The following is a 23,886-nucleotide window of genomic DNA, read 5'->3' on the forward strand; positions in this document are numbered from 1 at the left end:
CACCAAATGACTATTTTTACTAGACAATAAATCCAAACGCCAGATAAAAGAAAACCAGCTTGCGCTGGCTTCAGTGATAGTAGTTAAAATTAGTCCGCTATAAAACCACGATTTCGCCATCTAGCTCGAACATAATCTTCGAACACCCTACCTTCAGACAAGTTTAAATCGTCAGCATGATCACTAATAATAATTTGAGGCATATGCCCAGTTTCAAACTCAGTATCTTCACAAAACGTAATAATTTCATTAAAGAAATTTTCTACACTTTTAATGTCTTCATCAACATTTTCCAGCCTATTGATGGTTGAAATTTTCTCTACATTGAATTTTTCTGCATTGTCATTAGCTACATTTGGGAAATAGACTTGCGTTGGTTGATCAATAAACAGTATTGGTGGAATAGAGCAGCTATCGCCTAATGAACAAAATAACTTTTGTAAAGATAGAAAAAGTGATAAATGGCAATAAAGCCAATTCGCGCCACTCCCCATTGACCTTAGGAATACTTTTTCTTTCTTTGCCTTCAACCAAATATCAAAAGACTCTAGTGAAAAGTTTATGTCAACAGGGTCCTTGTAGAACTCTTCAAAATCAAGGTTTTGCCCGATAGAGTCCATTGTTGTTTTTAACTCTTTTTCAGCATCACTAATTTTTTTCTCTACAGCATACGCCTTTAATTCTTTATTAAGTCCCTTTATTTTATCAACAAGTAGACTCAATTGATTGTCAGTATCTGCTGGAGCTTCATCGTTAATGATTTCTTCGAGGTAAATTTCAATCGATAATTTTGCTTTCATTATCTGTTCACGAAGATTTTGTCGTCTTTCAACTTCTTTATTATTAGCGACAACACCATCAATTTTTCGCTTTAAAGTAGCCAGAGTTTCTTTTTTAATACCTATTTCTAACTTCAACGATTGTAGCTTTGGCTCGTAATCATATTGCTGAGGCTTTTGAATTGTAATTTCTTCATTTAGCCAGTTTATTGCTTTAGTTAATTCATCGGCCTCATGCTCTAGCTTATCTGTAACGCTGTTACAAAAAGGGCACTCGTTAATTGATTCGGTAATTTCATGTGGGTAATTAATAGCGCTTATTGACTTGAAGTAATTGGTACTTATCTCAATTGTTGAGTTAATTGCTCTTATTTCACCTTCTAATTTTCTTAAAGAACTAAACTCTTCTTTCATAGCCTTTTCAAGTTCAGCGATGAGCTTTGTGTTTGCATCCGATGAGGCATCAAAATCAACCTTTTTCTCTTTAATGCTATCAAGCCAGCTCAAAGGCTCTTTCAATATATCTAAGCTATTAGCGTTTACAAGTGGTATTCCACTTAAAGCATGGTACTCATGTAATTTACTATTTAACTTAGCCTCTCTTTGCTGTAATAACTGCTGGCGTTTAGGTAATGATAACTCAATACGTCTTTTCTTTTTTTCTAGATCGGCCAACTCTTGCTTCTTCAAAAAGTAACTTTGATCAACAAAACCTAAAAATATTTTAAAGTGATCAATAGCTTGCTCACGTTTCTCTTTTTCATCAAAGCGGTAGAAGACAGCATGTTTATTAGCGATAAGGTTTTGATGCTGTAACATGAAAGACATGAAGCTTCTAATTGAAGGGGAAGGCTTCCTTTTTCCAAAAAAGTTACGGTCATCATTGTTTGTTTCAATATCATTGACGTTTAAGCCAAAAAACAACCCAAGTTTCTTTTTATAGTTATATTCGGCAATAAAATAACCAAGTTTAAACCAATTGCTATTTATCTCTAAAACACCTTCGTTTACTGGCAGATCATCACTTGCTACTTCCTGATAGAAGCCTTTTCTCTCTTTTGGTTTTCTGGCAACAACTAAATAACCATTTTCTTTTTTAAAGATCGTGAAATAAATAGCCGCATTTTCAGTTATTTTACCTACAGGAATAGTGTATTCAGAAGAGGCCAAACAATAATCAAAAATTTCAATTAAGGCACTTTTACCTGTGGATGACTTTCCTGTTACAACATTTAATCCTTGAGAAAATTCAACGTAGTGGCATTGTTCTTTTTTATCAACAACACCTATAAAAGCTACATATGGCTTCATAAATTTTTAATCCCTAAAATTCGGTAACAGTCTTTAACTAAAAACGGATTCATTAATTTTGCTAAATTTTTAGCTGCCGTTAGTTGTTGTTTTTTACAATGTCCACTGGCTAAACTCTTAGCCTCAAAGTTAACTGATAATTCAGGAGTTATTTGGACGATATTTTGTTCTTTTAAAATTAACATGCTGGTATTGGTTAGCTCTTTAAAGTCCTGAACTCGCTGTTCCAAGCCTTTCAATATTAAAGGATCATTAAATTTAGTGTTTAAACTTGATTTACTCAGCCTTTGTAATTTATCTGCTGTTTCTTGATGAAATAACATTGGCAGCAATAAATAACTGAGTAAAAAATTTTTAGGTTGTTGCTCTAAATGTGAATAAAATTCTTGGTATAAAGGAGCCAATAAATACGGACTATGATGTAATACACCTAGCTGGCGGATAGCGTTAGCCATTACTTTAACTTCCATTTTAAGTCTAGGGATTCATCATCCATGTTGACATGTAAGACACCATCTCTAAACCAACGATCAGGTCTACGGTTATAGGTTTCGAATTCAGGGCTTTCAGACTCAAGAACGTCATCATAAAAAATTTGAGAATCAACAATTACATCATCGACCTTTTTAGTTGTTTTTTTATGCTTCCTTTCAAAAGCTGAAATAACTTCACTTTGATAGTTATCAAAATATTTTTGACGAGTACCTTGTTCAAATTCCTCTGATACAACCGTTAGCACCTCGCAATAAGAACTATGTGCAAGTTCTATTTCATCATAATATTCAATGTCTCGTATTTTTTGCAGATACAAGCTATCGGTTGCAGAAGTCACCGTAAAATCTTCAGGTAAGGGTTTAGGAGGAAATATTCTTGTATGTTGCTTAAACTGACTCTCAAGCAAATCAAATTCCGTTGCGAAGGCTTTTTCTGTAACTTCCCAGTTATCGCCAACAGCAACCTCTGGTGAAATTAGCCAGCCAACTAAGGCGTTCATTAACCTTGTTCGATTACTTTCTGGTACACCTTTACCTATTTGATGAATCAATGAGAAGTATTTATCTTCGATGACATCTGAGCAATCGTATATCTCAAATTTTTCAATAATATCAACTAGCTTTTGAGAGTTTAAAAATGGCTCTACTTTTTTTTGCTTCGCATTTAATGAATCTTTAGTAGTCAAAATATCAGTGATAATTTTTAACCTTTTCTCTAATGACTTACTTTGCCAGTCTGCTAATTTGCTATTAGAGCCTATTTTCTGAGTAGTGATTAAAATTAATTGTGAATAGTTTGAATGATCAAATGCTGGATCTAGCCAATTAGCTAGCGTGTTCCATAAATTTTTATGGGAATCTGTTAATGGGTCAATGAAATGTTTAACCTCAATGTTTGCTTCATCGGGTATAGCAATATCACCATCTTTTTCAAATAATAAAGACTGATTGGGTTTTAATTTAAAACACCACTCAATAGCCAAATAAAACTGGTAAATTATTCCTTTTATACTTGCCGATGCATCATGGGCTACTGTCTTTTTCAAAAAAAATCCTTTTTGAATTATTATTTTTCTATTTGTAGTTTAAATTTCAACTAACTACTTTCAAATATTTCCATGTACCAACGGGTAGTTGCTTAGCCCAGGTTTTAGCGTTATCTCTAGTATCAAAGCCAGTAATACCATATGCAGCTAATGCCTCTATTGCTTGAGTCTCATCAGTTATTTCAGGTAAGCCTTGAACCATACCTTTGTAATGAGTAAAGCTGTGCTCTGACTCTTTCCAGTCTACCGTGCTTACATCATGCAACTCTAAATCATTGCCATAAAAACATGGAGTAGGAAATTCCTTTTTACCTATGACGTACCACTTTTTAAGCTTTAACATCGCCACTATTAAAATCCTTGTACTAACAATTGAATAATGACAGTAACACATTAATAAATCTAGCTAAAACATATCAAGAATAGACAATCTAGATATTGATATCACGCAATAAAAAGCCCTATAGTTTATATAGGGCTATTTTCTTTGCTCCCAAAGAAGCCAAACCTTCGGGCAGCTAGCCATGTGGGGTGGTTTGAAATCAATAGCAGTCTTTATCACCCTCGGTTGTTATATCAACAATGATACCCTTACTATCGACTTCAAAAAATACTGGGCATTTCGGATATGGAAACTCATAAACTTTATTTCCATTATCTAGTTTAGATATTCTTCTTGCTCCAACATACTGTGATTCATCTGCGTGCGGTGATTGGCTAACTTTTATATATTCACTTATCTCCTTGCCTTTCCAAAAACTCATGCTGTCTTTAAATGGCGCTATTTGAGATACACAGCCAATTAAAATTATACAAAATAAACTTATATTAATTAGTCTAATCATTACGCTTATCCCATGCAGAAGTATTAATAGTTGCGGCTAATTGTAAGTCAGTCATTAAAGCACCATATGCCATAACGGTAGCGGGAACCATACCTGGTACATTAAATATATTTCTCGCCCAACCTCCAACATTTCCCAAACCAACTTGAAATACATCATGCACACCCGCTACAGCATTCACACCTGGAACATAATTTAGCCCTCTAGAAGCAATGCCTCCTTCATTAAACCAGCCATCAGGATTAACCCCCATATTGCTTGCTTGAGTACCAATATTATTTACTCCTTCGTATGGCATTGTATTAAACTGTTTAATTCTTGCATCAGAACCCGATTTCCAAGTTACATCGTAGTCAACTAATTTATTATATCCATAACGCATCATGGCAGCCGCAAATGCATATTTAGCACCATCTGCAAAATTACCCCCAGCCGCTTTTGATGATACTCCTCCTGCTAAGGATGTCGTACCCACTCGTTCCATATTCCAAGTATTGCCGTAATGTGTATTTACAGCCCCAAACATTGCACCTGTAAAAGCACCTACAACTGCACCACGTAATGAACCCGTCATTATCGCACCACTAAGTCCGCCTGAAATAGCACCCGCACCTATGTATGCTCCAGTCGTAGCATAAGTAAATGTAGATGTTACCGTAGATGTCGTTGCAACAGTTCCAAAGGCAGTTGTTGTTGTAGCTGTTGTTGCAGTGCTAACTGTTGCTGTGCTACTTAGCCATTCAAGTCCTTGAGTATACCCATAATATGCAGCAACAACGGCAACTATAGGTATCACAACTTTTTTGATTTTCTTCCAAGTATCACTTAACCACCCGTAACCACTAGGATCAGTTCCACTTAATGGATTGTTAAATCCGTATGCATAGCGGTTGTAACTCTGTGAATCAGTTGGTGCCTGAATAAACGGATCAGCCTGTAGGAATCTCCCCAAAGTTGGATCGTAGATCCGACCGTTCATATGGATACAACAGACTTACGATCCAATAAAGCTTAGAGTCCTACAATTAAGGTGAGAGAATCTTTTCGGATAGCTCTCTAACTTTGCCTACCGATATACCAAATGCCATACCAGTATCTTCCATATATTGTATGACGGACTTAGATATCTCCCCTTCATGCCTAGCGTATGGGTCAATAAACTGGTTTAGATTAAACATTTGTATTTTAAGAGTTTTGGTTGACCATGATACAGCTTCTTGGGGAACAATTTTAGGATATTGGATAGCTAACGATTGAACATGAGCTGCAATTTCTTTTAACTCATCAAGTGCATGCTCAGCCTTCTTGAAAGACGGCTTTATTACTATTAATTTTTGTTGTTCACTAAGGAGTTTAGAAGCATCTGGGTTAGCCTCTATAGCTTTTTCAACATATATGAATTCCTGAACAACTTCGTAATTATTGATAATTCTGACAACCTGTTCTGATGCGGGAATCATATATTGATTGATTTTTGCTAGCACATCTAGCTCAAGAACCGCACGCTTGTATTTATCACTATCATTTGATGATTTTATTTGACTGAAAGCATTAAGAGCGATAATCCCAATCAAACACGTAGCGTTAATTCCGATAAGTAGTGTTGGCTTTTTCCCTTCTTCCATATTTCTCATATACATTATTAAAAATAGTGAAATAAATGCAAAAGCAGCAGACAAGATTGTAGTTAGCAAGTTTTTTATCCTTCGAGTAAGTAAAATTGAAAACCAATACTATTAGATATTTTTGATTTTCAAAAAACATTATTATGCTAGAAGTGGTATAAAATTGTTTGGACTCATCTAGCCGCTGGATGAGACTTTTCGTAAGCACGGTCTAATTCAGGATTGGTTACGTGGGTATAAACCATTGTTGTCGAGATATCGGCATGGCCTAGGTAAACTTGGATTTGCCGAATATCTGCTCCACCCTTTGTTTGCTTTGCTCACCAGGGCATTATTAGTGGGGTACATTTATAGCGATAGCCATATCCAGAAAAAACATTGTGGTAACTTAAATTGTTCAACTAATCCAGATAACCATTTTACAGCTAAATGACCTAGGTGGCACAGATGACAGTGCTGAATATCAACAGCACAAAGTTGTCTAGGTCACCTAGGTCGTTATTCACTACCCTTAGTGATAGCTTAGATAATAGAACACCTACTTATTTTTACACTTGTTTTTTATTAACAAATCAGGATGCCTGTAAAACCAATGCAAGGGTTTATTGTTGGTTCCCTTAGTTGTAAATGACCTTAAATAGCCTTTTTCAATAAGTTCATCAGCGCCTTTTTTAGCCTCTGCAGCAGTTTTTAAGCCATTCATGGCACCTCTATAAATATTTCTCAGTGTAAATGGCTCATTTTCAACCAATGCAAGGCGCTTCAAAAATAATTCAGCTTTATCAGAGTGTGAGTAATAGTTACCAAAGTGTTGAATTCTCCGGTTATGTGAAAGTAGTAGCTTTGACCAACTGATAGCTGTTAGTAAAGCATTTGGTGTTATTTTTAGGCTAGGTGCAAATACGCTGGCGTTGTCATGTAACTCAGCTTCGTTTACTAGATGAAAAATCAGAGCTAATTTTCCACAAAGAGCTGGGTACTTACCCATGACGGTTTGGTCTTCAGCACTTGAGTTCTTCTCTTGGTACTTAAACTCAACAGCCCATTTATTCCAAATGAGTTGTGCTTCCTCATTAAAGGATAAAATTAAAGGCTCTTCCGGATCACCGATATTTGCAAGTAAAGAAAAAATATCATTAACAGCGCTTTCAGTTTTTTCATCTGGTGCAACGTCAGTGTAAATGGCAGTTCCTGAGTCAGGAAATACCATTAACTGAAACCGCTCAAACAAGCCATCATCATTTGTGCCATTTTTTCGTGCTCGAAGCATGTTTAGAAGCTTAGTCGGTTGTATGCCACCTAATACAGACACGGTAAGGTTTTTAATTTTCAGTGAATCTCTTGAAATTCTGATCTGCTCATAAGAACCTACTGAAAATCCTTCTAGGTAAAACGCACGTTCCTGAACTCGGTCAGGTTTATCCAAATTGTTTAACCACCCTGATAATTCATCTCTAAACATCAAAATGCCTTTAGGGTTTTCCTGAGCTTTGATGCATGCAGCTTCATAAGTAGCATCGTTGACAATAAAACTAAATAAATCATCATCCGCACAATTTTGTAAACTCTTAATAGGTGACATTCCAGCCTTAAGTGATGGAGTCTTCATCATAGATGGTTTGCCAACAACTAATCCCCAGGTATTACTTGGTTCTAGCCAACCCGTATCGTTTCTTTTTGGCTTAATTCGCACACCACACCCAAGCAATGAAGAGAGGCTTACTATTAAAGCGACAGCAATATACTCGATAGGAGCATTGTCTAGTCTGTAAGCATTGCTCTTTGCAAAATTGTATAAAGATGCGGGTAAGTGCGAAGAATTAAACACCTCCACTGGTAGTAAATCAAAGCCAATTGGTTTTAATGGTGTCCACTTTAACTCATTCTGATTGAGCTGCTTATCAGTATCCTTAACACTGCTGGGTTTTGTGACCTTTACATTATCATTACCATTACTCACTTGTTTTTTTCTTCTTTTTGGTAATAAAAACGACAAAAATTTAAAAACTAACATTTGAAATTTCCTTTTTCATTTATTTGCCATTATGGCGTTGTAGTGCTGACTTAATGCCAGAGTGACTAATAATTGACGAAAAGTTGAAAAAGGTAACAACACTTTGTGATAACTCTGAGAATGGGGATCAGTTATTTTCTATATCCTATATATACATTGACTTAGATTGATGTTAGAAATTGATTAAAATTATTGTCGTGCATTATCAGACTTCATCGTTTTAGATGATTTCCCTGGGGTGTATGGAAAATATTCTGTTCATTATGTCTTAAAATAAAAAATTTAAAATGATAACTGTTGTGTGTTTGCTAGAGTAATTATATAAAGAAGAAAACTTAAATCGCTGTCTATATATGGGCTATAGTGACTTTTAAGGTGGATTGCCGTTTTGAAAATAGCTCAATGTCAGGTAGGCTGTCTCCCTTAGTTAGATGGGAAATTTGCTAGGCTAATCAAAATTATCATTTTGATTAGTATCAGTATGATTATCATTTTGATTTGTATGATAATCATTTGAAGAATCAAGTCATAATTACCTTGTATATATGAGCTGAGGGTAACTTTCAAGGGAACTTCAGCATGGTGAGCTGCAAAGAATGGACGAACAAGATAATAACTTAATCTCAGGTCGGTAGTCACTCCTTCATCAGATGGCTCAAGCTATGTCCTTATTGCTTTTCCTCATTACCTTTTTGCTTTAAAATAAAAAAATTTTAAAATGATAACTGTTGTGTGTTTGCTAGAGTAATTATATAAAGAAGAAAACTTAAATCGCTGTCTATATATGGGCTATAGTGACTTTTAAGGTGAATTACCGTTTTGAAAATAGCTCAATGTCAGGTAGGCTGTCTCCCTTAGTTAGATGGGAAATTTGCTAGGCTTATCAAAATTATCATTTTGATTAGTATCAGTATGATTATCATTTTGATTTGTATGATAATCATTTGAAAAATCAAGTCATAATTGCCTTGTATATATGAGCTGAGGGTAACTTTCAAGGGAACTTCAGCATGGTGAGCTGCAAAGAATGGACGAACAAAATAATAACTTAATCTCAGGCCGGTAGTCACCCCTTCATCAGATGGCTCAAGCTATGTCCTTATTGCTTTTCCTCATTACCTTTTTGCTTTATATGAGCAAACACTTAAAATGAATGTGTACTTGAACCCCTTTTAAAATAGGAGCTTTAGCGGTTTTATTATGATAAATATAAGTTTGTGACCTGGCTGTGACCATTATTTTTAAAACTCAAAATATTATTTGTCAGTTTGAATTCATTTAAAACTTGGTCCATCAATTTTGTTGGAAATAGTTTATCGATATCAAAATGATAATAGTTTATCAATATCAAGTTGTTTAGATTGAAAAACCATACAGTTTTATCCCGTAATTTTCTATGCATACAATAAAAATAGAACTATTCTATTGATTTTACTAAGTAAAATTATTTATTTTTAGTTTGTGTTGTAAAGTTAAACAAATCGTCAACCATCTCTATCGACTAAATGATTTAACAAGGATGGAAATACAACAATGGAATGCAGACGTAATAAATTGATAAGGCAAAAAGAAGTATGTGAGTTAATTGGTAGAGACAGAACAACACTTTACCGGTGGCGCAAGGATGGGAAATTCCCTAAACCAATTGAAGATCCCGGTGGGGAGTTGATGTGGAGAATATCCGCGATAGAAGATTGGCTTGTTGAATTAGAGTCTAATTCAACTCGCTATTAATAGATTTTGACACAATGATATAAATCTAAGTCGTAGGTCATATTAGTATCGTGAACCTTAGTACTTCACTATGTAGATATGGTGAATTCAAATTGTGTGTTTTTATTGGTTTGAAGATATTATAGTATATATTTTACGATATTAAATTAGATTATATGAACTATAAAACACAGTGTAGTCATTTCTAAGTACTAGCTTGTGACGTACCTCAGGTGGTCTAGGAGAGAGCACATCTAGTGAATGAGAGTTTATTAGAAGTGTTAGAATTAAGGAACTCCAGGGTAACTCAAACGTTTTGTATATATGCTCGTGTTTTTTCCTTGAACTAAAATCAAAGGAAGTAGGGGATACTTAGAAAGTGTTCAACATTTCAGCCACCCAGTATTATTCCAATCACAACAAGAGTTAAACTGTTGATAAAATAATGCTGGGGTTATAAAAGTTAATTTCACCATCTAGCACGTTATAAACGTCGGAACTCACGAAGATAGCGCTTTGCGAATTTATTACATCTTGTATAGTGCTACTGTATTTCTTCCAAGCTTGCCAGTCTTGTTTGAAAGATACGTAAATACTGATAGGGTGACTCTCAAAGCAATTCAATGCTTCTCCTGAAACATGAATTTCATACTCATGGTAACTTTGCGGAAAAGTACTCACATTTCCTTCACGTACACTGTTGGTTTTTCTTAGATATTGATAACAATTTAATGCTGTGAGGCAGCATACTAATTTCATCCGATGATATGCTTGATGCTCAATAAAAACATCATTTAGCGATTTAATATTAATTTCTTTATCATTTATTAACATTATTTTTCTCAGTCTCATGGATTGAAGTAATAGCTTTCTCGGCAATTTTTTTACTCACCCATTCAATAGCAATATCATGTTGTGTTATTTGAATGATGGCGTGGCAGTGTTTAAGTAATATGTGCTGGCTTTTATATTCAACAAAAATACTTAATAAATGCTGCATAAGTTCGAAAAAACCAGACTCTTTGTACTTTTTAAAATCATCATCAGGCGTTGACCATGTAGAGTACTCAGCGTCTTTCGTTATAGTGCCAAAGACAATAGTAAACTCTGCGCATCCATAAAGGCTAAATTGCTCCAATAATTGCAATACTCTGCTGTATTCAAAACTCACATCACTTTTGTTAGTCATAATTTTTAGCTGATTTTTTATCATGAAAGCAGCTTAACTATCTACGCGACAAGTAGTGTCGTAATAAATTATTTTCTTTAGCGACACTGGTTGTCGCGACTGCCATTATTATGTGTTACGGTAAAAATTATTATTATCTAAGATATTAAATTTAAATTGATTTCACTTAAATTTTAAAAGGAAGTAACTATTAACGTTGGTATATTTTGGTTTTATAAAAGTAACTTAATCGCTAAAAAAATAGCGATAGAAAAACTGACGCCTGATGAAATAGGTATGGTTGATAGTCCTTTTCAGCATATTACGGAGTGGGAAGATAGGCAGATATATTCACCAAACTTTAAAGAACTGATTGGTAGTGAGTATCAAGAACTTCCAAGAGGAAGGGTAGTTTATTCACCACTTATCAACCGAATGACCATTTATATGGATAGTTCATTATTTGATAACGCATATAAAGCACAATTAAAAAGTTATTTTAATCTGGTAAATTGCAAAATCACTTGGAAAAAAGACAGTCACTACAAAGTGTATAGTCACTAAAAAATAAATATTCTAGGTCATCGCTGTTATGTCTAAAAGTACTACATTACGCCATTTAGAAATGTTGAGAAAAATCCCATTATCACCAGGGAACCCCATAACGACGACTGCCTTACATCAACACCTAATAGATGAAGGGTTTGATGTTAGTAAACGCACTGTCGAAAGAGATTTAATTAAGCTTACGGATATAGGCGGGCTTTATTCTGAAGAAACAGCTGAAGGTTACGGTTGGGGTTGTATTCAAAATCACACGAGCAAGTTTAAAGGAATTCAACCGACCGAAGCGCTGATGTTGATTTTATCAGAAAAACTTTTGCTCAAGGTAATGCCGAGTGAGTATGCTACTCGAGCAGAGGTGCGAATAGCAGACGCTAAATGCACACTCAATTCAGATAATGCATATAGCAAATGGCAGGAAAAATTACAGGTAATTTCAGATGGCTATCCATTAATTAACAATAGTAAGTTTTTAGCTGAAAGTGAACGTAAAGTTATTTACGAGTGCGTGCTAAATGAAAACCAAATAAAGATTACTTATCAAGCAAAAGATAAAAAGGATGCGCTTCATTATTGTTTAAACCCCTTAGGAATAATCATTCGAGGGCAGAGCCATTATCTGGTGGCGACTACAAAGAATAGCCCTGAAAACCCTAGGTTATTCTTATTTCATCGAATTAAAACAGCAGTAAAAAACTATACCGATGTGGAAGTTCCACGTTCTTTTACTCTGCAAGAGTACTTCGCCAAAAATCCATCTGGCTGGTTATTGAAAACGAATAGCGAAATAGAATTAGTGGAATTAAAAGTAAAGGGATTTGCACTAGATACCCTCATAAACAATCAATTGGCAGATGATCAACAACTTGTGCAGACTTCAACTGAATGGACGAATGTGAAATTTAGTTGTATCCCAACCTATGACTTGGTTGCATGGATATTGCGATATGGTGCTGACGTCATATGTGTAGCGCCTGTTTATCTTAAACATAAGGTTATAAAAGTTTTACAACAATCACTAGAGCAATATAAATATATAAAATAACAATTAAATGTACTCCAGCTGTAAAAAGGGACCGAAATGACAATATTTACAAAAGAATTATCTTCAATAGCACATTACCAAAAATACCCGAACCTTATTCCCTGGATAGGGGATGGTTATGACGAGGCAAAATACAAGTTGCTCATTTTAGGAGAGAGTCACTATTTAGATAAAGATAGTCAGTACCATCATAATCCAGAAGAATGGTATGCAGGCGTTGATGTCAGTGCTTTTAAAGATTTAGGTTGGATGAAAACAGCAAACATTATACGAAATGGACTAAAAGATGGTTGGAAAAAAAAGTCTAAGCTTATTTATAAAAATCTTTCTAAAGCTTTAATCGAATCTAAAGTTGAGGAGTTTGCTATTGAACAACCTTTTCAGAAGGTATGTTATCTAAATTACTTTCAACGCCCGGCGGAAAAAACAGGTAAATCTATAGAAGTTTCTCCCATGGATTCGAAGGTAAGTGCAGATGTCGTAAGTGAAGTCACGGCTATAGTAAAGCCTGACATCGTTATTTTTTCAAGTACATTGGCTTGGAACCACGCTAAAAAATCTAACTTAATCTCTGAGTTAAAAGAAAGAGGTATAAAGTGTGCTCGTGTTCCTCATGCCGGTATGCCTTGGTGGAATAGAGTATCGAAAAAATACGATAATAAAACAGGAAAGTATTATTTTATCGATTTTATAACGAGTGCTGTTAGCTAATTTCGTTATACGTTTTGATATACGTAATGTGAAATTCCGCTTAATTGTTTAAAGGGGGATTGATGGAAAAAACATGTGCCAGTGTCAATCAATTACATTGCGTATACCATTCAATTACCTCAGCCCTGCCGCTCAAGAAGCGAGGAACGTATATGGACTCCTCTTGGATAGCAAGCCGTTTATAATAAATATCAAATGTATGTAGCAAGTTCACGTATATTCGGTTTCTGATGGGGAACTACCCCGAACCTTAATGGCTTAATCCTCTGACAAAGCTCCTTAACGAGTACAATATATTAAAGTACCGTCGTTCCTCACAGGTTTTGCTTTGCGTGCGTTGATACAGTTTACATTATTATTTTACGATTGCTTATACTCGGTTAACTTGGTTACTTTTTCAAGGTTTATCAAACACTACTGAGCTAAAGGTGTTCGATAATCTTCGCCATTTTTCAAAATAGCCCATGCCATTCTGACTAGCTTATTGGCGTAAGCAACCGCAGTTTTGTTTAAATGATTCTTCGTTAGTTGCTCTCTTATCCAACAACTCAACCCATCTTGCTTATTTTTAATTCTACTAACCACTGAACGTGCTCCGTGAACAAGTAAGGAGCGTAAACACCTATCACCTCGTTTCGTTATCCCTAATAATTTATTATTTCCACCTGTTCCTGAATGCGCAGGAACCACACCAACACTCGCGCTGGCATCATGTAGTGGTTAGGTAAAATTAGCCAAGAATTTATAGATTTCATCTCACTCAGGGGGCGTTAGTGATATAGATAAATGCTGTTTACACCAGCTACCCTTGAAGGTAACGTACATAAAATTTGAGGCAATTGTTCTAATAATTAGGTCCGCTGTGTGGCAATAGTCGTCCATCAAAATGTAATCATCAGTTATTTCCCCTTTAATTGATGTTTCGTAATTCGTACTAATTTATATGCAGGCACGATACTATGATCCAGTTCACGTATATTTCTTCTTTCTAAGAACCTTTATAAATAAGATGTAAATCGCACCATCTAGCGTCTTCTTGGTGCGCAGCCTGTGTGAAAACTCATTATTGTAAGTTTTTACTATTGAGGTTTTATATCAGCACTTTATAAGGCTTCGCGTAGCGAAGCCGATATTTATGAATATCTATGCTTTATATTTTTTATGAGTTCAAAATTGCTTATATTGACGCGTGTTTTGAACATATTTCAGTGTTTTAAAGAGAAACATAGCCCTTAGGCCGCCATCACTTCCTTCATCAACTTTTCTGCTCCAAAGATATTGAGCGTTCTTTTTAAATTATACGCCAATACATGCAAGTTCAATTCTGTACTGACATTTTTAAACCCTCTTGTTAAAAGGTGTGTGGCTCCTGCCCACAACTTAATCGTACCAAAGGGATGTTCAACCGTTTGTTTTCGTTGAAGCATCGCATCAGGCGTTGCCTTGAGCAAGGCTTCCATTTTTTCGATATCAGCTTCATGGATCCAACGTCTCATTCTTCTTGGGTCTTTTTTAGAACGGGTACATTGGCTTCGAATAGTACAATTTTTACAAGCCATACCATTGAAGTAAATTTTGATATCTAACCCTCTTTCTATCGAATTTAATCGATGTTGAAGCTCATTGCCCGCAGGGCAAATATAAACATCATTATCTTGATTGTATTGAAACAGAGACTTGTTAAAAATTCCCTTCTTTTCTGAGCCTGATGTATCGGTTTTTGGTACAAGAGTCGATACACCTAAATCATGAGTATCTTTAATATCTTGTCGGCTGTAATAACCCTTATCTGCCAATATTGTTGTAACACTTTTCCCTAACGCTTTAAGTGTCAGTTTGGTCATATTGCACAACTGCCCCCTATCTGTTGTATTGGTGACTTCGTGAGCAACAATTAAATGATGTTTCGTATCCACAGCGCTTTGTATGTTATAGCAAATAGCTCGTGTCATGCCCTGTGTTTTCATCAAGCGAGAATCAGGATCGACTGTTGATACTTGTTTATCAGGATGATTATTGACGGCTAATTCCATCTCTTTTAGTTCAACGAGGTGTTGCTTTAAGAAATCTAATTTAGATTCAATATTAGCAATGTATTGTGATGTGTTCTCTTGTGAATCTGACTGTTCAAGCTTCAAAAAATAATTATTAATATGTTTTTCTACTCGCTCAATATGAGACTTCATTTTACTTGGAGTGTAGTTTTTATCTTTGTTGTTGGATGCCTTAAACTTACTACCATCAATAGCAACAGTCGATTCACTAAACATATTGAATTGATGGCATATTTGAACGAAGGTTTTACAGGTGTTTTTAATCCCACGATGGTTATCTTTTCTAAAGTCAGCAATTGTTTTGAAGTCTGGTGATAAACGCTCCGTGAGCCACATAAGTTCAACATTACGTTGTGTTTCTCGCTCTAGACAGCGTGATGACTGAATTCGGTTTAAATAACCATAGATATAAATTTTGAGTAATACGGCGGGGTGATAACCAGGACGGCCAGTTGCTTTAGATTGAACACCTTTAAAACCAAGGCTTTCTAAATCTAATCCATCGACAAATACATCAATTACTCTAACAGGATTTTCTTTAGCGACAAAATCTTCAAGTATTTCTGGAAAGAGGGTTGCTTGGGAGCGAGATGAACCTTTAATATGACGTGACATATAGCCAACATATAATCAATTAACCTAATGAATATTATAGCAAATATAGAGTGATTTATTATCTTGTTTTGAGATTGATTGATCATAAGTATTCGGTGCTTATTCGAAAAAGTGATCAAAACGTTTTCACACAGGCTGTGCGCATTGAAGAAGTTACAAGTGACTATATAAATACTTCAGCTCCTAGCCAATTGCGGACATTAGCCTTTGCAAATTCAGGAGCATATTTAGGGCAATACTAGCCAAGATTTTCTGCTCACTTGTGGGGCTGACTTAAGCTCATAGTTGACGTAACCATATGAAAAGTTTAGTGTCAGATTGGAGGGGTAAACGGTAAGTCAACACCTTCACTTTCAAAAGCAAGTGTAATATGAAGGCAGACAGTCACAGCGTTGATAGCAAATTATCAATAGGTAACAAAGGAGACGTTCGACAGTTGATTTTAGCTAAACATTGATAGTCGGCTGAATTAATCGCCTCAAGTTGACTTTTTCGCCAAATAGTAATTTACTTTAAGATTGCAATTAACATTACAGGTCATTTTTAAAATGAAATTAGGGTCAATATTTTTTACATTATTCAGCTTAATGTTGATTTTTATTTCACATGCCAATGCAAAAACACACCATATTAAGTTTGCAGTTAATTCTCCGGGTACGGCACCTTATATTTATTACGATTTTATTTCTGGTAAGTACCAAGGCGTTGTTGTAGATTTTTTTGCGAGTTTAGAAGAGAGTGGTAGCTTTAAAGTGGAGTATTTAGACTCCAATAGAGCTCGAGCCGAAAAGATGCTGTCGCATGGAACTGCTGATATTTTCCTATCTTCGTCAGTGTGGCTAGAGCAACCAGAAAATTACCTTTTTAGTAATACTTTAATGTCCCACAACAGCTATATGTACTCAACCTTTGCATTTAATCAGGCATTCAACCCTAACCAAAGCCAGCGTGCATCAATTTGCGCACGTCGTAATTTTACCTACCCGATACTGAGTCACTATTTTGACAACAATATGTTGATACGTGTTGACTCATCCTCTCAAACCACTATGGCAGTTATGTTGGCAAAAGGACGCTGTGATTTTGCAATAATGAGCGATGATAATGCGAGAACAATCATGTATAACTCTGAGTTTTGTGATATTGAATTTTATCAATCACCCAATGTCATCAGTGCGGTAGATATCTCATTTGTAATACGTCCTGAATTGAGTGATGTTAAAAAACAGGTTGACGAGCTATTAGCTATTTTTATAAGTTCGGGCAAACGAGATAAATCTGTGCAACAGCACGTTGGTATTCAAGTATTCCCTAAACGACTGTGCTGAACTCTACAGATAAAGCCAAAGGCATAACAAAACAGTTATCTTTGACGTATTTATAGTGTTAATAGCACAAGTATTTAAAGTATACGTTTATGAATACATTTCTATTACAGTGGCTGTCAGTTGTATTAGTTGCAGATACTTGTCATGTGCTCAATTTTGACGACTGTCTTCTTCCTATTAAAACGTTAACTCCCCCCGACTATGACTGGCTCTGCATGGTACTTTGAAATCATCCCAATATAATAACTTTAACGACTATATTCGTATCATTGAAGAAGGCGTCCTTGCCTTCAGTTTGAGTTAAATATCGGTTGCTTCCGAAAGCTCAAGCGCATCATCTACTTCACGCCAAGATAACGAACCGTACTTTCTAGTTTCGTATGCCCAAGTAATATTTGAACTGCTCTCAAATTTTTTGTTTTCTTATAGATTAAGGATGCTTTAGTTCGCCTCATGGTATGAGTGCCATATAATGTGAGATCTAAACCTATACTTGAAATCCATTTTTTAACGATCCTTGCATATTGACGAGTAGTTAAATGAAAATCTTTTTTTACTCTACTGCTAAACAAATAATCACCAGACCTAAGCGATTTTTGTGCTATCCATTCTTGCAGTGACTTTCTAGTTTTAGGGGTTAATTCAAATTGAACCGAACTACCTGTTTTCTGTTGAATAAGCATGGCTCTGGACTGAATAGTAGCTCCATGCGCAATATCCAAAACTTTTAGTTTAATAAAATCACAGGCGCGTAATTTACAGTCTAAAGCCAAATTAAACATCGTTAGTTCTCGCAGGTTATTATCCAGCTCTAACCGTATCCTAATTGACCATATTTCTTCGAGTTTAAGGGGAAGCTTTTGACCAACTAGTTTGCCTTTATTCCAGCAGGTGTTTCGTGAAGTTGATTTACTGTTATACATAATAGTGCTCCTTTCTTGAAGGGACTATAGTATGGCTTGATACACTAAAATTTATTTATAGCAGACATTATGCGTGTGTAAGAGAAGAATGCTTCTCTTAGCCACTAGCCGACATTAGCTTTAACCTCTCACCTAGGCTATTAACCACATCCCAATCCTCACTTCATCTATTAATACAGGGGTATACCGCTGTATTGATAGGTTTCACAAGACATTTATAAGCATGTTTGGAGCCAATTTGGTTGATAGTTTCCATATCGACTTAACCTGTTGCTAAGATGATGGGAATATTCACATTGATCTTCAACACCGCCTCGATTAATTTAATCCCCGTCATTAATGGCATCAACTGTTCCGTTAGAAGAAGGTCATAGCCTTGAGGGCTATTTTAAATAGTGCTAAAGCTTCACTGCCATTCTCGGCTGTTGTCACAACATCCCCTGAAGACTCCAAGTGTTCACGATATAAAATACGAAGATCTTCTTCATCCTCAGCAATCAAAATATTACCTTTTCCGACATGTTCATTTGAAAGCTAGGGCTTTTCATTCAGTGGTGCATCAAATGTTTTTGGCTGTTAAATGGTAAACTCGACACCATTTTTCTTGTTGTTTATACCAAAATATCTAGCTAGACCAAAAGCAGCTGAGGGGAGTAACTTATGTGGGTGCTAACTGAGAACAAAACATAAAATTATTCTTACCTGTGCGCTTTACATTGTATAAAGCATTATCTGCATGTTTGAGTAGCAACATACAACTCTCTCCATTTTCTGGATAAATAGATATACCTATACTCGCACCCACAACTAACTCTGTATCATAATATTTAATGGGAAGATTGACTTGGCTAATGATTTTTCTTGCTAGTGTCACTACATCTTCTTTGGCTTTTACATCAGTCATAATGACTACGAATTCGTCACCGCCAAAACGCGAAACCGTATCTTCTCTTCGAATGGCACTTGATAATCTTTTACCTATGTTTTTGAGTACAATATCTCCGGCATCATGGCCAGATGAATCATTGAGCTGCTTGAAGCCATCTAAGTCAATAAAGAGTACGGCTGCCATTTGCTTGGAGCGAATAGCACCGTTTATTGCCATTTCAAACCTGTCTTCTAATAAACGCCGTGTCGGCAAATCCGTGAGTGAATCGTGATTAGCTAAGTGACTGAGCTGCTCTTCCAATAGCTCGCGTTGTTCAATTTCTTTCGTTAATTTTCTATTAATTCTCATGAATATAAATATAATCATGAATAACAATGTTAAAATTGGAATGCTCCACTTCAAAATTGTTTTAAGCTGAGTCCCTTCCTGTACACGCACAGCTAACCAATTATTTGCAATTTTCGATTTGGTCTTTGCATCCATACTGTCCAATGTTTTATTCAAAATAGGAATTAATGGCTCTAGACCCAATCTCACTGCCATCGATATTTCAACTTTGTATGGCGTGAATGATGCAACAATCAAATCAAAATAATTATTTTTGTCCATGAAATGATTTATGACAGCCAATGAATCCATATAAGCGTCCAGTTCACCGTCATTAACAAGCTGGAGGCCCTCTTCTGGCGATGAAACGTCCACTATTTCTATATTTTGATAGTCCTTGGCGAGTAGTTCAGCAAAAACATATCCCGAGACGATTCCCACCTTTTTGCCATCGAAACTATTCATTGATTCTGTATAAAACTCGCCCTTTTTTGTGACCATAACAGACGAAAATTTAAAGTATGGCTTGGTGAACAACATTGACTTATCACGCTTGGCCGAACGTACCACGTTTGACATAACATCAATCTCATCAGCTTTTAATTGTTCAAACGATTCACTCCATGTCATATCCTCTACAACGTTTAAGTTTATTTTCAGTTTCTGAGAAATAAAATCGATATAGTCAGCAGAAATTCCACTGTGACTGTTATTCTTATCAATGAATTCAAATGGATAAGAGTTTTGGTCTATACCTAGAGTAAAAGAAGAGTGAGCTTGCAGCCAGTTGCGTTCAGATTGAGTCAACACGTCTAAATAAGAATTACTGTTAAAAAATGATGTAGTGTTAGGTAACCACTTTTTTTCTATAGCAACTAGTGCTTTAATGGGGATATTCTCAAACCCACGATTTATCTCTTTGAGCAATAAGGGTTGCCCCTTGGCGACAACAGCATGTACTAAGTTCGTTGCCCCCTCAACGGTATTTGATTCTAATACACCTGCTAATCCCATTTTAGCCAACAAAGAATATAGAGCAGGCGATTCATTAAATATGGCTTGTATATCATTGTTCATTAAAGCATGAATACTCGATTCACTTTGATACGGAACGACCGTAATGTTTGGGTAATTATCTAGAATGTATTGCTCATGATAGGAGCTTAATGGCACGGCGACTTTCATCCCGTCAAATTGCTTTAAGTTTCTTTTATTATCACCTTTCTTGTGGTACACAATACTCGATTTTACGCTGTGTATAGGAACAGAAAAGTCAGCCCATCGCTGCCGAGCTTCATTTTTAAACAAACCTGAATGCACGGCATTATGCGACTTTACCTGAAGCAAACCTTCTTTCAATTCCTTGGTGATAAAATTAATAGGGGTCCCTGTCGTGACTGACCACAAATTCCATAAATCAATATATAAACCCGCAGGCTGTCCGTTAGGTAATGTAAACCAAAGGGGATGATGGTCATTGTGAACTATTATATTAAGTTCACGTTTTGTGTCCGCGACTGGTAGTTCGTTTTTTGCGCAGACGCCAACAGCAAACAATAAAATTAAAAGTGTAAGTGCGGTGTAAAGTAGAAAATGACGACCTGATCTTATGAAAAAAAAACTAAGGTTAATCACAGTAATTCCTTTCAGTGGATTTTCTTACACTAATGGTTTTTTCTTCATCAAGTGAATTAATTGCTTTATAACCAATAGAGTTATGTTGATTGGCTTCTTGAATTTCCAACTGAGATATCAAGCTGAATATTGATAATATAAACACAATTCCAAACACAATCAATTTTTCGATGCAATCAACTTGTTCGGTATGTTCGTTCCGTGGTGTGGGCGAAAAATTCCTGTATATCGCGATGACATAAAACTAATAGACCAATTTTGACCTCATTATTTGCATTACAAAAAGAGTAAAGGCTGCCCAGTCAACCCAAAAGGAACATTATTCTGATCACTTTGGGATGCAAATTAACATCAACGCTAACGTCCGCTATCGTTTCATTGTTAACATTGAGCTAGTGATTATTAGAGACTTCTTCAGCTAGCCATAAGCGGAAGTAGAGTATTCATCAACACAGTTCAGGTCATGCCACAAACCGGTCTAAATTATTAGAGCAAAAAACTCCATTTTTATGTCAGCTATTTTCAATGATTACTGACATTAGCAGTATTTTCTATGGTGTTAACGCCTCTTGGTATACAAACTCCAAACTTGGGTTGATGAAGCGACCATCACATCATTACAGATCAACTCACGGCAAAATCTGTGCCTGCCATAATTTAACCAGAAGAAACTATATTCTTTTTATTATCATGATTTAGAAACATGCTTTATATATCTACACAATTAAGAGGTAGTGCTAAGCTAACTTTTGTTCTGCCCATAACAACAGATGTTTTAAAATGCAGAACCGCAATATCACTAAAAAAAAATAATTGAGTAAATTCTTCGAAATTTTCCATATCTTTTGCTGTCACTATCAGTACGAAATCCGCCTCACCTGTAATGTAATAACACTGCTGGATATTATTATTGTTTTTTACTTTGTTTTTAAAATAATTGAAACAATCGTTATAATTTCTATTTAGTTGTACAGATATAATAAAGGTCATTGATTGGTTTACCGCATTAGGCGATATTATCGCTACTTCCTGAGCGATAACTTTATTATCTCTTAAGCGCTTTAAGTGTCGCTGTATACTTGCCGTCGATAATCCTACTTCTTCAGAAAGCTGCTCAACAGAAGTTTTTACATCTATTTGCAATAATTCCAATATCTTTAGATCTTGCTTACTTAATTTCACAACTCAATACACCTCAATAACTATTGATACAATTAAATCAATATACTCTAAAAGAAGATAGCTCACACTCGTTAATTTTAAAATTAAGACTGATGTACACCATAATTGATAGGTAAAATATCTATAGTTCGCTAAATCATTAAAAAAGGAAAATCTCCATGCCTACAATAGAAAATTTGTCTGCTCCAGTTACTATAGACGTAAAAAGCTCACAACCACAGATACAAGTATTAAACCCTGAAGACGGCAGTTTAGTCGGTACAGTTGTGAACAACTCTTTAAGTGAAGTGGACTCTATTATTGAGGTAGCAGTATTAGGTGCCCAAAAAGCTAAAAAACTTTCTTCAAATATACGGATGTCTGTACTTAATGAAGTTGCTGATAATTTAAGTAATCAAAAAGAATTGTTCGCACAAATGATTGCACGTGAAGGTATTAAAACAATTAATGAAGCTCGTAAAGAAGTCTCTAGGTGTGTGGAAACCATACGAATTAGCGCGGAAGAAGCGAGGCGTTTAACGGGAGAAACTATTGCTTTCGATCAAGCTCCTGGCTCTGAAAATAGGTTTGGGTATTATCGACGGATACCGCTTGGCGTTGTTGCAGCTATTACTCCTTTTAATGACCCTTTAAATTTAGTCGCTCATAAAATAGGTCCCGCTATAGCGGCAGGAAATTCAGTAATCATTCTACCTCACCATGAGACGCCTCTTGTCGCAAAACTGCTTGTAGAGCTATTTAATAAAACAAATTTACCTAAAGGTATTTTAAATTTGGTTACAGGTTATGGGGTAGATATAGGCGATAAAATCGTATCAGATCCTCGCATTAATATGGTTTCATTTACTGGCGGTAAAAGTGTCGGAGAAAGAATTCTAAGTCACGTAGGTTTAAAGAAAGTATCAATGGAACTGGGAAGTAATTGCCCCGTAATAGTAATGAATGATGCAAATATTGAACTGGCAATGGAGGCATGTGTCAGTGGTGCTTTTTGGGCAGCAGGCCAAAACTGTTTACATGTTCAAAGAATTTATATTCAAGATGAACTATATGATCAGTTTGCCTCAGAATTTTGTTTGCGTGCAAGCAAAATATCTATGGGCGACAAACTATCTGAATCTACGCAGATGGGTCCAATGATTAATAATCGTGCTGCTCTTAAAGTTGAAGCGATGGTAAAAGATGCCCTAGAGAAAAATTCCACATTGCTGTGTGGTGGGAAAAGGCAAGGAAACTTTTTTCAACCTACTGTTTTTGCAAATGTAAGTAATGATTGCTTAATTGCCAAAGAAGAAGTGTTCGGGCCTATAACTGTTTTGTATCGATTTACTGACAAAAAAGAAGCAATAGCTCAAGCAAATGATGTTGAATTTGGCTTACAAGCTGGAATATTTACCAATGATCTTGAATTAGCGTTTGAACTTGCAGATTCAATGGATTGTGGTGGCGTCATGATAAATGACAGCAGTGATTATCGCATTGATGCAATGCCATTTGGCGGAGTTAAAGGCTCAGGTGTTGGCCGAGAAGGTGTTATGAATGCTGTTAAAGAAATGACCGACATAAAAACTTATTGTTTTAATTTACGAAAGTAACGCTATCAAACAATCATTCAACA

At 35.7% G+C, this 23,886-nt stretch carries 22 protein-coding genes and 2 pseudogenes; 6 read left to right on the forward strand and 18 right to left on the reverse strand.

Going from position 1 to position 23,886, the window contains the following annotated elements; translation table 11 throughout:
• Positions 1-89 precede the first annotated feature (89 nt).
• The 9 genes from B5D82_RS12755 to B5D82_RS12795 all read right to left on the reverse strand — a co-directional run bounded on the left by B5D82_RS12755 (position 90) and on the right by B5D82_RS12795 (position 8,114).
• Positions 90-2,090 (reverse strand): DUF3732 domain-containing protein, encoded by a 2,001-nt coding sequence (locus tag B5D82_RS12755; RefSeq protein WP_081152028.1) that lies wholly within the window; start codon positions 2,088-2,090, stop codon positions 90-92.
• A complete protein-coding gene (locus B5D82_RS12760) occupies positions 2,087-2,545 on the reverse strand; it encodes a three component ABC system middle component (RefSeq protein ID WP_172820646.1) in 459 nt (152 codons plus the stop codon). Before B5D82_RS12760 ends, B5D82_RS12755 begins: the two co-directional genes overlap by 4 nt.
• A complete protein-coding gene (locus B5D82_RS12765; protein WP_081152031.1) occupies positions 2,545-3,630 on the reverse strand; it encodes a hypothetical protein in 1,086 nt (361 codons plus the stop codon). Before B5D82_RS12765 ends, B5D82_RS12760 begins: the two co-directional genes overlap by 1 nt.
• Positions 3,631-3,676: 46 nt before the next feature.
• Positions 3,677-3,979, reverse strand: coding sequence for a hypothetical protein (locus B5D82_RS12770; RefSeq protein ID WP_081152033.1), 303 nt, complete (start codon positions 3,977-3,979; stop codon positions 3,677-3,679).
• Between the two features lie 193 nt (positions 3,980-4,172).
• On the reverse strand, positions 4,173-4,475 hold the full coding sequence (locus tag B5D82_RS12775; protein ID WP_081152034.1) for a hypothetical protein: 303 nt from the start codon (positions 4,473-4,475) through the stop codon (positions 4,173-4,175).
• On the reverse strand, positions 4,468-5,454 hold the full coding sequence (locus tag B5D82_RS12780) for an RHS repeat-associated core domain-containing protein (RefSeq protein WP_081152036.1): 987 nt from the start codon (positions 5,452-5,454) through the stop codon (positions 4,468-4,470). The genes B5D82_RS12775 and B5D82_RS12780 overlap by 8 nt, the downstream gene beginning before the upstream one ends.
• 46 nt (positions 5,455-5,500) lie before the next feature.
• On the reverse strand, positions 5,501-6,169 hold the full coding sequence (locus tag B5D82_RS12785) for a hypothetical protein (protein WP_081152037.1): 669 nt from the start codon (positions 6,167-6,169) through the stop codon (positions 5,501-5,503).
• 104 nt (positions 6,170-6,273) lie between these two features.
• On the reverse strand, positions 6,274-6,393 hold the full coding sequence (locus tag B5D82_RS20335; RefSeq protein WP_081154490.1) for a tyrosine-type recombinase/integrase: 120 nt from the start codon (positions 6,391-6,393) through the stop codon (positions 6,274-6,276).
• 245 nt (positions 6,394-6,638) lie between these two features.
• A complete protein-coding gene (locus tag B5D82_RS12795; protein WP_081152039.1) occupies positions 6,639-8,114 on the reverse strand; it encodes a DUF3987 domain-containing protein in 1,476 nt (491 codons plus the stop codon).
• Between the two features lie 1,533 nt (positions 8,115-9,647).
• On the opposite strand from B5D82_RS12795, the gene B5D82_RS20340 reads away from it, so the two are divergent.
• The gene (locus B5D82_RS20340; protein WP_081152040.1) at positions 9,648-9,848 is read left to right on the forward strand and encodes a helix-turn-helix transcriptional regulator; all 201 of its coding nucleotides are present in this window, start codon (positions 9,648-9,650) and stop codon (positions 9,846-9,848) included.
• A gap of 405 nt (positions 9,849-10,253) precedes the next feature.
• Here B5D82_RS20340 and B5D82_RS12805 read toward each other — a convergent pair whose 3' ends face one another.
• Both B5D82_RS12805 and B5D82_RS12810 read right to left on the reverse strand, forming a co-directional pair.
• Positions 10,254-10,661: a hypothetical protein gene (locus tag B5D82_RS12805; protein ID WP_081152042.1), complete on the reverse strand. Its 408-nt coding sequence runs from the start codon at positions 10,659-10,661 to the stop codon at positions 10,254-10,256.
• The gene (locus tag B5D82_RS12810) at positions 10,648-11,016 is read right to left on the reverse strand and encodes a hypothetical protein (protein WP_157673897.1); all 369 of its coding nucleotides are present in this window, start codon (positions 11,014-11,016) and stop codon (positions 10,648-10,650) included. Before B5D82_RS12810 ends, B5D82_RS12805 begins: the two co-directional genes overlap by 14 nt.
• A gap of 276 nt (positions 11,017-11,292) precedes the next feature.
• Between B5D82_RS12810 and B5D82_RS12815 the strand changes: the two genes are divergently transcribed.
• Genes B5D82_RS12815 through B5D82_RS12825 form a run of 3 tightly spaced genes read left to right on the forward strand, consistent with a single transcriptional unit; the run spans position 11,293 to position 13,315 of the window.
• A complete protein-coding gene (locus tag B5D82_RS12815; RefSeq protein WP_081152045.1) occupies positions 11,293-11,559 on the forward strand; it encodes a hypothetical protein in 267 nt (88 codons plus the stop codon).
• A 28-nt stretch (positions 11,560-11,587) separates the two neighbouring features.
• Positions 11,588-12,604, forward strand: coding sequence for a helix-turn-helix transcriptional regulator (locus tag B5D82_RS12820; RefSeq protein WP_081152046.1), 1,017 nt, complete (start codon positions 11,588-11,590; stop codon positions 12,602-12,604).
• A 36-nt stretch (positions 12,605-12,640) separates the two neighbouring features.
• Complete coding sequence (locus B5D82_RS12825) at positions 12,641-13,315, forward strand: hypothetical protein (protein ID WP_081152048.1); 675 nt, start codon at positions 12,641-12,643, stop codon at positions 13,313-13,315.
• 414 nt (positions 13,316-13,729) lie between these two features.
• On the opposite strand, the gene B5D82_RS20345 is transcribed toward B5D82_RS12825, so the two are convergent.
• The 3 genes and pseudogenes from B5D82_RS20345 to B5D82_RS12835 form a co-directional block, all read right to left on the reverse strand.
• On the reverse strand, positions 13,730-13,900 hold the full coding sequence (locus tag B5D82_RS20345; RefSeq protein WP_245807469.1) for a hypothetical protein: 171 nt from the start codon (positions 13,898-13,900) through the stop codon (positions 13,730-13,732).
• Positions 13,897-14,020: pseudogene (locus B5D82_RS20350) on the reverse strand (transposase); the annotation flags it as partial. The gene B5D82_RS20345 and the pseudogene B5D82_RS20350, both read right to left, overlap by 4 nt.
• A 527-nt stretch (positions 14,021-14,547) precedes the next feature.
• On the reverse strand, positions 14,548-15,984 hold the full coding sequence (locus B5D82_RS12835; RefSeq protein WP_081152052.1) for an IS1182 family transposase: 1,437 nt from the start codon (positions 15,982-15,984) through the stop codon (positions 14,548-14,550).
• 548 nt (positions 15,985-16,532) lie between these two features.
• On the opposite strand from B5D82_RS12835, the gene B5D82_RS12840 reads away from it, so the two are divergent.
• Positions 16,533-17,312, forward strand: coding sequence for a substrate-binding periplasmic protein (locus B5D82_RS12840; RefSeq protein ID WP_081152053.1), 780 nt, complete (start codon positions 16,533-16,535; stop codon positions 17,310-17,312).
• A 300-nt stretch (positions 17,313-17,612) separates the two neighbouring features.
• On the opposite strand, the pseudogene B5D82_RS12845 reads toward B5D82_RS12840, so the two are convergent.
• From B5D82_RS12845 to B5D82_RS12855, 4 genes and pseudogenes are all read right to left on the reverse strand, one after another.
• Positions 17,613-18,235: pseudogene (locus tag B5D82_RS12845) on the reverse strand (tyrosine-type recombinase/integrase).
• Between the two features lie 357 nt (positions 18,236-18,592).
• Positions 18,593-18,736, reverse strand: a complete 144-nt coding sequence (locus B5D82_RS19910; protein WP_157673898.1) for a response regulator — start codon at positions 18,734-18,736, stop codon at positions 18,593-18,595.
• Positions 18,737-18,893: 157 nt separating this feature from the next.
• A complete protein-coding gene (locus B5D82_RS12850) occupies positions 18,894-21,086 on the reverse strand; it encodes a transporter substrate-binding domain-containing diguanylate cyclase (protein WP_081152055.1) in 2,193 nt (730 codons plus the stop codon).
• 708 nt (positions 21,087-21,794) lie between these two features.
• Positions 21,795-22,268, reverse strand: coding sequence for an Lrp/AsnC family transcriptional regulator (locus B5D82_RS12855; RefSeq protein ID WP_081152056.1), 474 nt, complete (start codon positions 22,266-22,268; stop codon positions 21,795-21,797).
• Between the two features lie 158 nt (positions 22,269-22,426).
• On the opposite strand from B5D82_RS12855, the gene B5D82_RS12860 reads away from it, so the two are divergent.
• Entirely contained in the window at positions 22,427-23,863 is a 1,437-nt protein-coding gene (locus B5D82_RS12860) for an aldehyde dehydrogenase family protein (RefSeq protein ID WP_081152058.1), read from the forward strand.
• Positions 23,864-23,886: the final 23 nt, after the last annotated feature.

The organism is Cognaticolwellia beringensis, assembly GCF_002076895.1.
Classification (GTDB): Bacteria; Pseudomonadota; Gammaproteobacteria; order Enterobacterales; family Alteromonadaceae; genus Cognaticolwellia; species Cognaticolwellia beringensis.

Excerpts from the sequence above, each read along its gene's own strand:
- B5D82_RS12755 (WP_081152028.1), bottom strand. The coding sequence starts at position 2,090 with ATGAAGCCATATGTAGCTTTTATAGGTGTTGTTGATAAAAAAGAACAA.
- B5D82_RS12760 (WP_172820646.1), bottom strand. The coding sequence starts at position 2,545 with ATGGCTAACGCTATCCGCCAGCTAGGTGTATTACATCATAGTCCGTAT.
- B5D82_RS12775 (WP_081152034.1), bottom strand. The coding sequence starts at position 4,475 with ATGATTAGACTAATTAATATAAGTTTATTTTGTATAATTTTAATTGGC.
- B5D82_RS12780 (WP_081152036.1), bottom strand. The coding sequence starts at position 5,454 with ATGAACGGTCGGATCTACGATCCAACTTTGGGGAGATTCCTACAGGCT.
- B5D82_RS12795 (WP_081152039.1), bottom strand. The coding sequence starts at position 8,114 with ATGTTAGTTTTTAAATTTTTGTCGTTTTTATTACCAAAAAGAAGAAAA.
- B5D82_RS20340 (WP_081152040.1), top strand. The coding sequence starts at position 9,648 with ATGGAATGCAGACGTAATAAATTGATAAGGCAAAAAGAAGTATGTGAG.
- B5D82_RS12805 (WP_081152042.1), bottom strand. The coding sequence starts at position 10,661 with ATGTTAATAAATGATAAAGAAATTAATATTAAATCGCTAAATGATGTT.
- B5D82_RS12810 (WP_157673897.1), bottom strand. The coding sequence starts at position 11,016 with ATGACTAACAAAAGTGATGTGAGTTTTGAATACAGCAGAGTATTGCAA.
- B5D82_RS12815 (WP_081152045.1), top strand. The coding sequence starts at position 11,293 with ATGGTTGATAGTCCTTTTCAGCATATTACGGAGTGGGAAGATAGGCAG.
- B5D82_RS12820 (WP_081152046.1), top strand. The coding sequence starts at position 11,588 with ATGTCTAAAAGTACTACATTACGCCATTTAGAAATGTTGAGAAAAATC.
- B5D82_RS12825 (WP_081152048.1), top strand. The coding sequence starts at position 12,641 with ATGACAATATTTACAAAAGAATTATCTTCAATAGCACATTACCAAAAA.
- B5D82_RS12835 (WP_081152052.1), bottom strand. The coding sequence starts at position 15,984 with ATGTCACGTCATATTAAAGGTTCATCTCGCTCCCAAGCAACCCTCTTT.
- B5D82_RS12840 (WP_081152053.1), top strand. The coding sequence starts at position 16,533 with ATGAAATTAGGGTCAATATTTTTTACATTATTCAGCTTAATGTTGATT.
- B5D82_RS12860 (WP_081152058.1), top strand. The coding sequence starts at position 22,427 with ATGCCTACAATAGAAAATTTGTCTGCTCCAGTTACTATAGACGTAAAA.